Annotated in this window: 12 protein-coding genes; all 12 read left to right on the top strand. The window is 37.4% G+C overall.

Annotated elements, in window-relative coordinates; genetic code table 11:
* Positions 1-131: 131 nt before the first annotated feature.
* The 12 genes from Q8Q95_02950 to Q8Q95_02895 all read left to right on the top strand — a co-directional run bounded on the left by Q8Q95_02950 (position 132) and on the right by Q8Q95_02895 (position 13,716).
* Positions 132-2,345 carry a serine protease gene (locus Q8Q95_02950; GenBank protein ID MDP3764554.1) on the top strand — a complete coding sequence of 738 codons (2,214 nt, stop codon included), beginning with the start codon at positions 132-134 and terminating at the stop codon, positions 2,343-2,345.
* Between the two features lie 21 nt (positions 2,346-2,366).
* Complete coding sequence (locus tag Q8Q95_02945) at positions 2,367-3,068, top strand: segregation/condensation protein A (protein ID MDP3764553.1); 702 nt, start codon at positions 2,367-2,369, stop codon at positions 3,066-3,068.
* Positions 3,053-3,598: an SMC-Scp complex subunit ScpB gene (locus Q8Q95_02940; GenBank protein MDP3764552.1), complete on the top strand. Its 546-nt coding sequence runs from the start codon at positions 3,053-3,055 to the stop codon at positions 3,596-3,598. The genes Q8Q95_02945 and Q8Q95_02940 overlap by 16 nt, the downstream gene beginning before the upstream one ends.
* Positions 3,598-4,596: a serine hydrolase gene (locus Q8Q95_02935; GenBank protein ID MDP3764551.1), complete on the top strand. Its 999-nt coding sequence runs from the start codon at positions 3,598-3,600 to the stop codon at positions 4,594-4,596. The genes Q8Q95_02940 and Q8Q95_02935 overlap by 1 nt, the downstream gene beginning before the upstream one ends.
* Positions 4,597-4,598: 2 nt before the next feature.
* Positions 4,599-5,645: a phospho-N-acetylmuramoyl-pentapeptide-transferase gene (gene mraY / locus Q8Q95_02930; GenBank protein MDP3764550.1), complete on the top strand. Its 1,047-nt coding sequence runs from the start codon at positions 4,599-4,601 to the stop codon at positions 5,643-5,645.
* 163 nt (positions 5,646-5,808) lie between these two features.
* Positions 5,809-7,395 carry an amidohydrolase family protein gene (locus tag Q8Q95_02925; GenBank protein ID MDP3764549.1) on the top strand — a complete coding sequence of 529 codons (1,587 nt, stop codon included), beginning with the start codon at positions 5,809-5,811 and terminating at the stop codon, positions 7,393-7,395.
* Positions 7,392-8,483: a putative lipid II flippase FtsW gene (gene ftsW, locus Q8Q95_02920; protein MDP3764548.1), complete on the top strand. Its 1,092-nt coding sequence runs from the start codon at positions 7,392-7,394 to the stop codon at positions 8,481-8,483. Before Q8Q95_02925 ends, ftsW begins: the two co-directional genes overlap by 4 nt.
* Before the next feature lie 267 nt (positions 8,484-8,750).
* The gene (locus Q8Q95_02915) at positions 8,751-9,461 is read left to right on the top strand and encodes a hypothetical protein (protein MDP3764547.1); all 711 of its coding nucleotides are present in this window, start codon (positions 8,751-8,753) and stop codon (positions 9,459-9,461) included.
* A 68-nt stretch (positions 9,462-9,529) separates the two neighbouring features.
* Entirely contained in the window at positions 9,530-10,642 is a 1,113-nt protein-coding gene (locus Q8Q95_02910; GenBank protein MDP3764546.1) for a UDP-N-acetylglucosamine--N-acetylmuramyl-(pentapeptide) pyrophosphoryl-undecaprenol N-acetylglucosamine transferase, read from the top strand.
* Positions 10,643-10,726: 84 nt separating this feature from the next.
* Entirely contained in the window at positions 10,727-12,019 is a 1,293-nt protein-coding gene (gene gltX, locus Q8Q95_02905; GenBank protein MDP3764545.1) for a glutamate--tRNA ligase, read from the top strand.
* A 61-nt stretch (positions 12,020-12,080) separates the two neighbouring features.
* The gene (locus tag Q8Q95_02900) at positions 12,081-12,299 is read left to right on the top strand and encodes a hypothetical protein (GenBank protein ID MDP3764544.1); all 219 of its coding nucleotides are present in this window, start codon (positions 12,081-12,083) and stop codon (positions 12,297-12,299) included.
* A 118-nt stretch (positions 12,300-12,417) separates the two neighbouring features.
* Positions 12,418-13,716: a peptidoglycan DD-metalloendopeptidase family protein gene (locus tag Q8Q95_02895; GenBank protein ID MDP3764543.1), complete on the top strand. Its 1,299-nt coding sequence runs from the start codon at positions 12,418-12,420 to the stop codon at positions 13,714-13,716.
* Positions 13,717-13,888 lie beyond the last annotated feature (172 nt).

The raw sequence follows: 13,888 nt of genomic DNA, 5'->3' as shown, positions 1-13,888 counted from the left end.
TCAAAATCCGACACTTGAAACCTTAAAGAAAGTGGCGAAAGCCCTTGAAGTTAATGTTGGTGATTTAATAAAATAAAAATATTAAAATTTTTAAAAAGTATTCAAGAATAGCTGTTCTGCTACTAACTATTGTGGCGGGTTTTGTTTTAGCTCAAGTTACCAAAGCACAAACCGAGTGTACTCCTTTTATATATTCCGACTGGAGTGTTTGCTCTGTTGATGCAAAACAGACGAGAACGGTATCGTCGTTAGGTCCAGAGACTTGTACTGGGGGCGATCCAGTTATTAGTCAGGCCTGCAAACGACCACTACCAAAAATAACCTCAATATCTCCGAGTGCGATTAACTATATTCAAACAGCCCCAGTCGAGATTATTGGTGAATATTTTGGAACCAGTCAGGGTTCGTCAAGGGTTTTCGGCCCCAATAATCGCGGACAAACTACAGGCACTTGGACAGATACAAAAATTCTCGTCTACCCTAGTAACTTTGAAGACCCGAGAAATTTTTATCTCGTGATAGAGAGATCTCATTCATCAGAAACATCGCCAGTTAGAAGTAATGCTTTTCCTCTTAAAATCATTCCATGGGGTCCTCCTAAAATAACCAGCGTAACGCGAAAGATAGTTACATCGCAAGGAACTGAGGTATGGATCCACGGAGAAAATTTTGGCATGCCAGGCAACCCAGATGTTTCGGTAAGCAACGCTCGAGTTTATGAAACGAATGGCACTAGCCATAAAATAGTGCTTAGAGAGCATGATGTGATAAGGGTTTTAGTTAATCTCGACGATTTGAAAAGACCATATGGCAAAACATCTTTTTATGTAAAAGTTAAATGTCTTGACGATGAATGTTCTAGTGCTGTAGATGGGCCCGATGGTAAGGACTATATAAGTAATTCCTTCTCTGTTGATGTCGCCAGTACTCCACCGCCTTGTACTACAGACATTTGGTCATGTGGTGATTGGAACACTTGCTCACTAGAGGGCAAACAATCACGCAGTTGCACGAAGACTTTTGATTGCTCAGATGTTGATACTCCGTCTCCGTCAGTCGCACAAGTATGTACTTATACGCCCCCACCCTGTATCTCGTGGACATATTCTGCATGGAGTACATGCTCGGTAAATGGACAACAAACGCGACCGATTACTTCCGCATCGCCAAACGGCTGTACTGGAGGTAATCCTATTTTAAACCAAAGTTGTACGCCTCCACCAAAGCCCATAATCCCTATACAACCAACTTGCGATGCCGATACATGGACTTGTGATGATTGGAATTCTTGCTCACTTTCAGGAATACAAAATAGAAGCTGTAGAAAAACTTTTGATTGCTCAAGCGTAGAAACAGCACCGCCAACAACTGACCAATATTGCGAAGCACCAAATAGACCTACACAACAAATACCACAAAATAGTTCTGATGAAATTTCAAATCAAGATGCTATAATAAAATCTACTGTTAAACTTTTGTGTCCTGTTGATGCGAAGAGAGCTAGTCAAGGTTCAGGTACGATTATTGATTCTAATGGGACTATTTTAACTAACAAGCATGTTATAGCTGGGACATTAGGTTGCTTGGTTGGATTTATAAATGACTTTAATGATGAGCCATATTTTGGAGACAGACATATAGCCGATATTACAAAAATCTCACCCAATCAAGATATTGCCATTCTAAAAATTAGAAACCCTCAAAATAAAAATCTGACAAGTGTTGATATAACAAAAAGTAGTAGTAATCTTCGCTTGGGTACTAAGGTTACTACATATGGCTTCCCTGCGAAATTTGGCACAAAAGTTACATACACAAGCGGAGATTTTAGCGGCACAGATGGAAGTTATATAAAAACGACTGCTATATTGGAATACGGAAATTCTGGCGGAGGAGCATATCTTAAAGACGGAACATTTATAGGCATACCCTCTGCCGTAGTTAAGGGTGAGTTAAACGCGCTTGGGTATATATTGTCTATAAATACAATCAATTCTTGGTTGGGTAATTCAGGTATTACCTATAGCGGTACGAGCAATAATAGTTATTCAAGGGTTTCTATTTTGGAAGATATAGATCTTAAAAAACTTGGCTCTTTAAAATTATTCATTCCCGATACAGATACTAAGGGCAATCTTGCCGTACCTACAACAAATCAAAATATACAAAAAACCACAGAGCAACCTAAAACTAATCAAATACAAAAGGAATCAATAGTTATTGAACCTGCCGACAAAAATCAAAAAATAAATTCAAAACAGAATAATCTAAAACCATCAGAAAGTGTACAAAAAATAAAAGAGCTGCCAAAAAGACTTTTCCGTTGGTTGAGAAATCTATTTTAGTCATATGAAACTGTAAAAAATATGTATCAACTAAAACTAGCAAAATTTGAAGGCCCGCTAGATTTATTACATCAACTTATAGAATCTAAAAAATTAGAAATAACCGAAATATCTTTAGCCGAAGTCGCTGGTCAATTTTTAGATTATTTAAAAAGCTCTACTAACTTGGCTATGGCCGATATGGCCAATTTTTTAAATATTGCCGGCCGTTTGGCTTTAATAAAATCGCGCGCACTTTTGCCTTTTTTGAAGCTGACCGCAGAAGAAGAAAAAGATATTCAAAGTTTAAAAGACCAACTGGCCGAATATCAAAAACTTAAAGAACTAGCTAAAGAGATTCATAAGTTGGATATAAAAGGCAGTAGATATTATAACCGAGCTTATTTGGCTAAAATGGAACCTGTTTTTTATTTTCCTAAAAAATTAACAGGTGAAGCTTTGTCTGATTCTTTAACAAGCTTAATAAGCACAATTACTTTGCCCCAAAGAATTCCTCAAGCCCAGCTTATAGAAAAAGTTTCCTTGGCAGAAAAAACAGCGGATCTAGAAAAAGATATTAAAGAAAAACTAGAACTAAATTTTTCTCAAATTGCCGATACCGCTAACCCAGAAGTTAAGTTAATAACATTTCTTTGTGTGTTAGAATTGTTAAAGAGTTTAAAAATTACCGCCCAACAAAATTCTAATTTTGAAGATATAAAATTGCGATGGCTAAACCAGTAAATTTGATTAATTTAGAGCAAGTTTTAGAAAGCCTTCTTTTTGCTTATGGCGAAAGTATAAGCGTAAAAAAATTAGCTGAAGTAACTTCGGCCTCTAGTAACAATGTAGTTTTAGCTTTAGAAAATTTAAAAACTAACCTAGAAAACAGGGGCATCAAACTTATAAACAAAGAGGATAAATGGCAATTGGTTTCGGGAAAAGAAGCATCAGAATATATAGAAAAGCTTGTGAAAAGCGAGATACAAGAAGAATTAACACCCGCCAGTTTAGAAGTTTTAGCTGTGGTGGCTTATAGAGGCCCAGTTTCTAAAAGCGAGGTAGAAGTGTTAAGGGGTGTAAATTCGGCTTATGCTTTGCGTAATTTAACATTAAGAGGCTTAGTAGATAAAAACGATTCAGCAAAACCCCAAACTTACCAAATATCTTTGGGCGCTTTAAAAAAATTAGGTTTAGCCCAAGAACACGAACTGCCAAAATATAACGAATTAAAGGCTGAAACACTTAAAACAGAAAAGCTACTTCAAAACTAATGCGACAAATTTTATATATCTTAATTGGTGCGTTCGTTATTATTCCTACGTTGCTTTTGTCTTACCAAGTTGGCACGCCTAAATATATGGCGGCCAGCGCTTATTTTAACACTCCCGCTTTAAATTCAAATATCAAGAAAAAATCTACCCCGCTGGTAAAAGTAAAAATTCTGCCTCAAAAAAATATTGAAATTCCGGAAATAGAAACAGAGGCAGTGGCTGTGTTAGCTTGGGATTTTAAAGAAGATTTTTATTATTATTCCAAAAATATAGATGAACCTCGCCCTATAGCTTCACTCACCAAACTTGTGACTGTGGCCCTGGTTTTAGATTATGCTAGCCCGCAAGAAACAATGTCTATTTCGGCTAGAGCCATTAAAAATGAGGGTAACAGCGGTAATTTAAAAGAAGGGGAGATTCTTACCATGAAAGATTTACTAGCTGCTGCTCTTTTAGAATCTTCCAATGATGCGGCTTATGCTTTAGCCGAACATGTTGGTTCAAAACTGCAAACCAACCCCGAAGCCAAAGCCACGCCCGTTAGAGAATTTGTAAGAATGATGAACCTAAAATTTAACGACTTAGGCTTACTACACTCTAATTTTACAGACCCCACCGGCCTAGAAGATATAAATTCTTTTAGTACAGCTAGCGATTTTTCAAAATTTATAAAATACCTAAGGGAAAATCCTAAATATACTTTAGTTTGGGATATTTTAAAAATGCCAAGTTATAACACTCAATCTTTAAACGAAGTAGCTATTCATAATTTTAAATCAACTAATCCTTTTCTAAGCGAATACACCAACGTTATAGGTGGAAAAACCGGTTTTACCAATAGAGCCCTAGGCAATATGGTTTTACTGACCACGAGTTTAAATAATACCGAAACTATATATTTAGTGCTGGGTTCTAACGACAAGTTTAATCAAATAAGAAAATTAATAAACTGGGTAGAAACAGCTTGGTCTTGGCCAGCTATTAATACGCAAACCTAACTATGCTAGATGTTTCATTTCAAGTCGCCAGAATTTTAGCTTTAGCCTTTGGAGCTTTTGCTGTGGCTATGGTTTTAACTCCATGGTGGACAAATATTTTATATAAATACCGCTTAGGCAAGCAAATACGCACCGAAGGCGCGCCAGTTTTTGCTGCTATGCATAAAGATAAAGAAGGTACGCCCACTATGGGCGGGGTTATTATTTGGTTAACAATATTAATTCTTACCGCGGGGCTAGCCTTATTAAAAGAATTTATGCCCAACAGCTTGGCTTCTAGCCTTAGTTTTTTATCTCGGCCTCAAACGCTTTTACCGATAGGCATTATGATTTTTTCGGCCATTATAGGTTTAGGCGACGACCTGCTTGGGGTTTTTAAAATAGGTCCAAAGGGTGGTGGGTTAAAAATGCGGCATCGTTTAGTTCTTTACACAGTAGTAGCTGTAATAGGGGCGTTATGGTTTTATTTCAAATTAGATTGGACAACGGTTAAGGTTCCATTTTTAGGGAACTTTGATATAGGAAGTTGGTACATACCTTTTGCTGTTTTTATTATCGTGGCTACATCTTTTTCGGTTAATGAATCCGATGGCCTAGACGGCTTGGCTGGAGGCTTGATGCTAACGGCCTTTGCCAGCTATGGCTTAATAGCTTTTTTTGAAGGCAAATACGAACTTAGTGTTTTTTGTGCAGTGGTGGTGGGCGCCCTGCTTTCTTTCTTATGGTTTAATATCCACCCAGCCAGATTTTTTATGGGCGATACCGGCGCTATGCCGCTGGGCGTAACTTTGGCAGTTATTGCCTTACTAACCAATGCGACTTTAGTTTTGCCTCTTATAGCTTTTGTGCCTATGGTGGAATCGGCTTCGGTTATTATTCAAGTTATAAGTAAAAAATTCCGTAAAGGTAAAAAAGTTTTTCTTTCGGCCCCAATTCATCATCACTTTCAAGCCAAAGGCTGGCCCGAAACCAAAGTTACGGAAAGATTTTGGATAATTTCAGCTGTTATGGCCGCCCTTGGTATTATCATACAACTGATAGGTAAGTAGTATGCTAAAATAAATTCGAAGCACGAAATTCGAAATCCGAAACCCGCCTCTGTTAAAACTACGGCGGGCAAGCAAATTCAAATGCATGATATTGCTGTGCCCTACGAAGCTTTAGCGAAGTAGGGTTTAGGATTTAGATATTTGAATTTCGAGCTTGTTTCAAATGGCTTTTGATATTCTCATAAAAAATGGTTCTGTGGTTGATGGTACGGGCAAACGCCCTGCTTTTAAAGCCGACGTTGGTATTGTGGGCGATAAAATTTTTGAAATTGGAAATCTGGCTAAAGCTAAAGCCCAGACAGAAATAAACGCTTCAGGTATGGTGGTGTCTCCCGGATTTGTTGATGTTCAAAACCATTCCGATAGTTACGGCAGTATTTTAAACGACAATGTCTTAGAAAGTATGGTCCGTCAGGGTATAACTACAATCCTGATGGGTCAGTGTGGCTCATCTCTAGCGCCTTTGCTTAAGGGTTCTTTAGTGTCGGTTCAAAAATGGGCCAGCACCTCTGGGACAAATATAAATTGGTCTAGCATGGCCGAGTTTTTAGATACACTTTCCAAAAGAAAAATTAGCCTTAACGTAGCCACACTTACCGGACACGCCACCTTGCGCAGAGATTTTGTAGGCGATTCAGTTAGGCCTTTAACACCTAAAGAAGAAATGCAGGTTAATACCCTTTTAAAAAGATCTTTAGCCGAGGGTTCATATGGGTTTTCTGTTGGGTTGGCTTATAGTCACGAAAGGCTAGCCAGCGAAGAAGAAATTATTAAGCTCCTTAACACAACTAAATTTTCTAACGGAGTAGCATCTTTTCATTTAAGAAACGAGGGCGCTGAAGTTTATGCCTCCTTAAACGAGGTTTTGGGTTTTTTACACCATGCACCAGTTAAAACCAAGATTAGCCATTTAAAAATGTTGGGCGAGAAAAACATAGCTGCCGCCGAAAAACTATTGCGAATGTTTGATGTAGCTTCAAAAAGTGGCGCAAATTTAAGTTTTGATGTTTACCCCTATACAGCTTCAGCCATTATTCTTTATCTCTTGCTTCCAGAATGGGCTATCGTTGGCGGTAAAAATGAACTTATTAAAAAAATAAAAAATAGCGGCACACACGAAAAAATAGTCCGTGATATTGAAAACAAAAACTATCCTTACGAAAAAATAACCATAGCGACGAGTGCTCTGGGCCAGCTTTTTGTGGGTAAAAGCCTGGCTCAAGTCGCGCGCGATCAAAACATTTCTGGCGCCGAAGCTATATTAAATTTATTGTTGGCCGCTCGTGATCAAGTTACTGTATTTTGGAACGATATAGATGAAACTGTTTTTGAAATTTTGTTAAAACACCCCGCCAGCATCATTGCTTCGGACGGTTCGGGTTACAATAACGAAGTTAAACCAAGAAACGCCGTACCACATCCACGTTCTTTTGGCACCACTGCTAAAATTTTGGAGCGTTACGTCAAAGAAAGAAAAGTTTTAAGCCTAGAAGAAGCCGTATATAAAATGTCGGCTAAGCCAGCCGAATGGTTGGGTCTAAAAAATAGGGGAGTTATAGCCAAAAATTTTTTTGCCGATATAGTTATTTTTGACCCAGTAAACATTAAAGATAACTCGACATTTGAAAATCCTTTAAAATATCCTTCGGGGATTAAAAACGTTTTGGTAAACGGAAAAATTGCAGTAGGTGAATCTGGTTTTTCCGGAACTCTAGCGGGCCAAGTCCTAAAAAGAGGTTTTAAAAAATGAAAAACCATAGTAAAGCGGCCACAATGTTTATAATGGCTACTGCTGTTTTGGTTTTGCTGGGTATAGCCGTAATGACCAATGCCTCTATACCGCTATCTCAATCCAATCACGGCGAAAGTTTTTACTATTTTAAACACCAAATAATATATGGCCTAGGCCTAGGGCTTTTGGCTTTTTTTATTTTTTATAGAATCGACATAGCCCTACTAAAAAAACTGGGCTTGCCCCTGCTGATTTTTGCTATAATTTTGTTGGGTTTAGTTTTTGTACCTAAAATAGGCTTGGGCGCCTTAGGCGCTCAACGCTGGCTAAGTGTGTTTGGTTTTTCCTTTCAACCTTCTGAATTTGCCAAACTGGCTTTAGTTATATATTTAGCTCACTGGCTAGAATCAAAAAAAGATAAAATTAAAAAACCCATTATGATTTTTCCTTTTCTGTTGTGGACAGGAATTATCGGGGGGTTAATAATTTTGGAACCAGATATGGGCACGTTTATAATAATCTGCGCTACGGCTTTTATAATGTATTTTATGGCCGGAGCTGATTTAAAAACTATGGGTTTAGTTTTTTTAACTGGAATTATTTTACTTTTTTCTTTAATTGCTATAGAACCCTATCGTAGAGAAAGATTCACTTCATTTCTTAACCCAAATAAAGACACCGCCGGTTCGGGTTATCAATTAAAACAAGCCTTAATAGCCATAGGTTCTGGAGAATTCGTGGGCTTAGGCTTAGGCAAAGGTATTCAAAAATATAACTACTTGCCAGAAACCATAGGCGATTCGGTTTTTGCCGTGGTCTCGGAAGAGCTTGGTTTTATTGGTGCTGTATTGGTTTTACTAACTTTTTTAATTTGGATTTTGAGCGGGCTCAAAATAGCCTCTCTGGCTAGAGATCTATTTTCACGCTATTTGGTTATAGGCGTAGTAGCTTGGCTAGGCACACAAGCTTTTATTAACACACTTGGCATTTTAGGTATGATACCTTTTACAGGCATCCCTTTGCCTTTTATAAGCTATGGCGGCACCGCTTTAATGATAGAACTCGCCGCCGTGGGTATGGTGGCTAATGTGGCTAAAAATAAATAATAGTAACTCAAAGTAAGGAACTGGCAAAATATCTACGGTCAACAATTTATGCTATAGCATTTTTTAGTGACCATTGCATTATTAAAGAAATTTATATCTATTTTGTCTGCATACCGCGAGCATACGATCGTATGCTCGCGGTATGTTTGTGCTTGACGAAATTAATGATTATCGGTTAGTATTTCGCTATAAGTTCCTTTACATAAACCGTCTCCGAGAGGAGACACATATTCCCGAGAGGGAATAAACCTTCGAGAGGAGGGTGTTATGGATGCTATTACAAAGAAACTAGGGGTAATCTTGTTTGGAAATGATACACGCCAAGACCTAATGGCTGTATTTGAACAACTGATCGCATATGATCCGTTGAGCCAAAACAAAGAGCAAGCTCGCGATCAACAATATATAGTACTGCAATTCTGTTTAGGAAATCTGAATCCAGAAGCAACTGCCAAAATTGTGACTGCTCTTTCATTAAGACCGACTTGGGGTTATAGCTGGGTTGAAATGCTCAGTGACGAAATTTTTAGAAATGGCTTGGGCACAGCTCAATCTTTTGCAGGTTCTGTGCTTGGATTGTTCAGGGCAAATGCTTTGATAGACGCAGGCTGGCAATCAAAGCATGAGTTTCGCCAAGCTTTTTCTTACGCTATACTGTCTGCAATTATTTGCCAATCTGGTCCAGCAAAAGCTGCGATAAGAATGGCTGAAGAAGGATATGAAGCTACTATTTCAGAAGTTGTAAAAGCATATGTAAGGTGGGAAGTAAATGATAAGTGGCAAGTCACATGCCGGAGAAATGAAGTTGAGACTATACTTCTAGAAACTGTAAAAAAAATAGACTTCGCTGATCCAGGATTTGAACTAACTCCGATAGGGAAAATAATCCTTGATCAATTGGCTTATGCCCTATTTGGAATGTTTTCGCCAAGAGATAAAGCCAAAGTGCTAGCAACAAGGAGTTATGCAAGAACTTAGAATCTATCAGGCAACCGGCAATCGGTTGCCTGCTTTTTTATTTAAAAAAATACTGCTAAAGTAAGTATATGAAAAACCCTAAGATAATGCTCTGTGGTGGGGGAACTGGTGGGCATGTTTTACCCTTGGTAGCCGTAGCTAGAGCCATCAAAAAACTAGCGCCAGAGGCAAAAATATATTTTGTTGGTCCAGAAGAATTTTCGCTAAACGCCTTGCGAGAAGAAAGCGTAATTGTTAAAACCATAATCGCCGCCGGTAAAATAAGGCGATATTTTTCGTTTAAACATATTTGGGAAATTATTAAAATTCCTTTTGCATTTTTTCAATCTTTAATAATAGTAGTTTCGATAAATCCAGATGTGGTTTTGGGCAAGGGCAGTTATGGTAGTGTTTTACCTGTATTAGCTGCCGAAATTTTATTTAAGAAAATAATCATACATGAGTCCGACGCAATACCGGGGCTTGCTAATAAATTCCTTTCTTATGTAACCAATAATATTGTCGTATCTTTTGAAGAAACTAAGAATTTTTTCGCGGGCAAAAATATTCAGGTAGTAGGTAATCCGGTCAGATTAAAGTATCTGGATTTAACCAAAGAAGAAGCCGAAAAAATTCTTGATTTTCCACCAAAGGAAAGTACACCGAGCTTACGATCGTATGCTCGGTGTACGATATTTATTAGCGGGGGATCGCAAGGCGCACAGAGAATAAATAAAGCTATTTTTAAAATACTGCCTGATCTATTAGAAAATTTTAATATGATTTGGAGCGTGGGCGCGGCTAATTATCAATCTGTCCAACACCTGGTGTTGGACAATAATTTAAAGATCGTACCATTTTTAAACGAAAAAGAGTTGGCTTCTGCTTATACATTATGCGACATTGCCATTGGTCGAGCCGGTGCTGGAACAATTTTTGAACTGGCGGCTTTTGGTAAACCAAGCATTTTAATTCCCTTAGAAAGAAAAAACGGAGATCAACCGGTCAATGCGTCTTCTTATGCCAAAACTGGGGCTGCTGTTGTTTTAAAAGAAAATGAACTGGACAAGCTAAAGGAAGTAATTGAAAAAATATTAAATAACAGTTCGGAGTTAGATTCAATGAGTGAAAATGCCAAAAAATTTGCTAAAATAGATGCAGCCAGCCAGCTGGCACAAATCCTTTTGGATTTGGCCAAATGACCAATTTCTAATTACTAATTTCTAAACTTAGTCATTAGATATTAATAGTTTGATTAGAAATTAGATATTAGACATTAGAAATTTATGAAAGTGAAAACCCGTATTGCTCCCAGCCCCACCGGCTATATGCACGTTGGTACGGCTCGTACCGCGCTTTTTAATTATTTATTCGCCAAACAAAATCATGGTGAATTTTTATTGCGCATAGAAGATACAGACATAGCAAGATCCAAGCCCGAATACGAAGTAGATATTACAAACGGCCTAGAGTGGCTGGGTTTAAATTGGGACGGGGGAATTGTTAGGCAGAGTGAACGCATCGAAATATATAAAAAATACGCAGATAAATTAGTGAACTCTGGTAAAGCTCAAAAAGTAGAAAGCGAAAAGGGTGTGGCTATAATTTTTACGATACCCGCATATAAAGAAATTATATTTAAAGACGAAGTTCTAAGAGCATCAATAGGCTTTAAATCCAGCGATCCAGAAAATATAGTGCTTATAAAATCCGATGGCAATCCTGCTTATAATTTTGCTGTTGTTGTTGACGACCATGAAATGGATATTACCGATGTTATTAGGGGACAAGACCACACATCAAATACCCATAAACAAGTTGAGCTAATTGAAGCGCTTGAGTTTAAAAGGCCTAGGTATGCCCACCTACCTTTAATATTGGCGACTGATCGTTCTAAGCTTTCCAAACGTCACGGCGCTGTTTCTGTAAACGAGTTTACTAAGCTAGGCTATTTGCCAGAGGCAATGCTTAACTTTTTAGCTTTAATTGGCTGGCATCCCAAAGACAATAGAGAGATATTTAACTTAGACGATTTAATAAAAGAATTCGATATTTCTAGAGTCCAAATATCAGGTGCTGTTTTTGATAATAAAAAACTAGATTCTATAAATAATCACTATATAAAAAATATGGTGCCGGCGGAAATTGCTAAATTTATAGCACCGTATTTAGATATGTATGACCCAAACGAGGCCCAGCTTATAAAAGTAGCTCACTTATTTAGAGATAGATTGAATATATTTTCCGAAATAAAAGAACTGGCAGGTTTTATATTTGCTTTACCAGTTTATGAAACAGACTTATTAAACTGGAAAGAATCGCCAAAAGAAAAAACTAAAGAAAATTTAGAGACAGTTTTAGCTATATTAGAAAATATGCCCGAAAATTCGTTCGATATAGACACCACCACCACCGAACTTATGCCTAAAGCCAACGACATCGGCCGAGGCGACCTATTGTGGCCTTTAAGAGTAGCGCTCTCCGGACTCGCCAAATCTCCAAGCCCTTTTGAAATTTTAGATGTACTGGGTAAAAAAGAGTCTGTAAGAAGAATAAAACTAGCTATTGACAAAATATAGTAAAATTTGCAATTATATGTCAGACGTGCACAATTAAGTTCCTTAATAGAAAGGGGTAAATATGATAACCATTGAATTTGGAAGAAAATTCATAGTTAGGCTTTGCATTTCATACCTAATACTGGCTATGGGAATAGTTGCATCAATGTTTTGCCTTGCTGTAGAAATCAGCGAAAAAATAATAATGAACGGACTTTTCATATACAGCATATGTTCGATGTTGCTATACTGTGTATCTGAAAACAAAATTCTTCAAAACTTAGAAGAAAAAGGATGGTAAGAATACTTAACCCTATAAAAACAGCAAGTGCGTGGTCAACAAAAACACGCACTTTTTTTATTTCCAAGAAGTCCCGCAGAAACTGCGGGAGGGAATCATTTATGTTAAAATGGCTAATATGAGGTTTAGAAAAACATATATTTTGAAGTATTTCTTGGCTTTTTTTTGTTTGGTATTAATTTCCGTGCCTAATTTAGCCGAAGCTGACCAATTAGATAACTTGAAAAGTGAGAGAGATAATTTACAAAATAATATTGACGAACTAGAGGCCAAAATTACCGAATACCAAAAAAACTTGGATTCTAAAAGGGGAGAGGTAGTTTCTTTAAAAAACGAAATAGCCACTATAACCACCCAAATTAGCAAACTTAATTTGGATATTAAAAAGACCGAAAACCAAATTCATATTACTCGCCTTGATATTAAAGAAACTCAAACAGATATAGAAAAAACCCAACTTAGCATCGGTGAAAAACAAGAAGTCTTAGCTAGCATCTTAAGAGAGCTTCGCAAGTTTGATGAAGAGAGCTTGTTAGAAAGAGCCTTAAAATATAAAACCCTAACCGAGGCTGTAAAACAAACAGAACATTTAGATTCTTTGCAAAAGAAAATGAACGATGTTCTTAAAGATACCAGACGGTTAAAAAATAATCTAGAAAATAAAGAAGTAAATTTAAAAGAAAATAAAAAAGAACTGGAAAATAAAAATACCCAATTATCTGTTCAGAAATCTGCCCAACAAGAACAAAAAACTAGAAAGGATACAGTGCTTAAGGTAACCAAAGGCCAAGAGCAGATATATCAACAATTGTTAAACCAAGTAGAACAACAGCAAGCTGATTTGTTATCGCGTTTAGCAAAAATAGAAGAACAAATTTTAGTTGAAAAAAACTTTGTCAGTTATTTTCAAGCCGAAACAATACCTAGAGCCGGCACAAAAATATTTGCTTGGCCCGAAGATAACGCCAAAATTACTCAAAGTTATGGCTTAACCAGATATGCTAGGCGGGGTGCTTATGGCGGTCAAGGACATAACGGCATAGATATAACTGCTGGCTTAGCCAGCCCCATAAAAGCTGCAGCCGGAGGCAAAATTGTTGCTAAAGGATTAGAATCCTGCCAAAACTATATTAAGCCTTCTTGCAATGGCTATTGGGGCAATTGGATTGCAATTCAACACCCCGGAGGCTTGGTAACTTTATATTCTCATATGTCTAAAATCTCTAGCCAATCTGTGGGTGATGAAGTTTCTGTTGGGGATATTTTAGGTTATGAAGGCGCTAGCGGTAATGTTACTGGACCCCATTTACACTTTTCTGTGTTCACGGAGTTTTTCACTTATAAAGATCCCAAGACGGGGGAGTTACGTATAAGTTATAACTATGGGAAAACTTTAAACCCGTTGGATTATCTATAACTGTAGCAGGTGAGTTACGGACAGCTTAATTTAATAAGAAAATATTTTGCGATGTTACTTAAAAAGTAATGTTGCAAAATATTTTCCAGCTTATACGACATAGTCCCATTCTTGCCTTGTCTTCTTAATGGACTATGTCGTATAAGCTACATTGTGCGACACTTACTTATCC

This window comes from bacterium (assembly GCA_030697795.1).
GTDB lineage: Bacteria > Patescibacteriota > Minisyncoccia > JACQLN01 > JACQLN01 > JACQLN01.
This window is presented reverse-complemented; position numbering and strand designations above follow the sequence as displayed.

Excerpts from the sequence above, each read along its gene's own strand:
- Q8Q95_02945 (MDP3764553.1), top strand. The coding sequence starts at position 2,367 with ATGTATCAACTAAAACTAGCAAAATTTGAAGGCCCGCTAGATTTATTA.
- Q8Q95_02940 (MDP3764552.1), top strand. The coding sequence starts at position 3,053 with ATGGCTAAACCAGTAAATTTGATTAATTTAGAGCAAGTTTTAGAAAGC.
- Q8Q95_02935 (MDP3764551.1), top strand. The coding sequence starts at position 3,598 with ATGCGACAAATTTTATATATCTTAATTGGTGCGTTCGTTATTATTCCT.
- mraY (MDP3764550.1), top strand. The coding sequence starts at position 4,599 with ATGCTAGATGTTTCATTTCAAGTCGCCAGAATTTTAGCTTTAGCCTTT.
- Q8Q95_02925 (MDP3764549.1), top strand. The coding sequence starts at position 5,809 with ATGGCTTTTGATATTCTCATAAAAAATGGTTCTGTGGTTGATGGTACG.
- ftsW (MDP3764548.1), top strand. The coding sequence starts at position 7,392 with ATGAAAAACCATAGTAAAGCGGCCACAATGTTTATAATGGCTACTGCT.
- Q8Q95_02915 (MDP3764547.1), top strand. The coding sequence starts at position 8,751 with ATGGATGCTATTACAAAGAAACTAGGGGTAATCTTGTTTGGAAATGAT.
- Q8Q95_02910 (MDP3764546.1), top strand. The coding sequence starts at position 9,530 with ATGAAAAACCCTAAGATAATGCTCTGTGGTGGGGGAACTGGTGGGCAT.
- gltX (MDP3764545.1), top strand. The coding sequence starts at position 10,727 with ATGAAAGTGAAAACCCGTATTGCTCCCAGCCCCACCGGCTATATGCAC.
- Q8Q95_02900 (MDP3764544.1), top strand. The coding sequence starts at position 12,081 with ATGATAACCATTGAATTTGGAAGAAAATTCATAGTTAGGCTTTGCATT.
- Q8Q95_02895 (MDP3764543.1), top strand. The coding sequence starts at position 12,418 with ATGAGGTTTAGAAAAACATATATTTTGAAGTATTTCTTGGCTTTTTTT.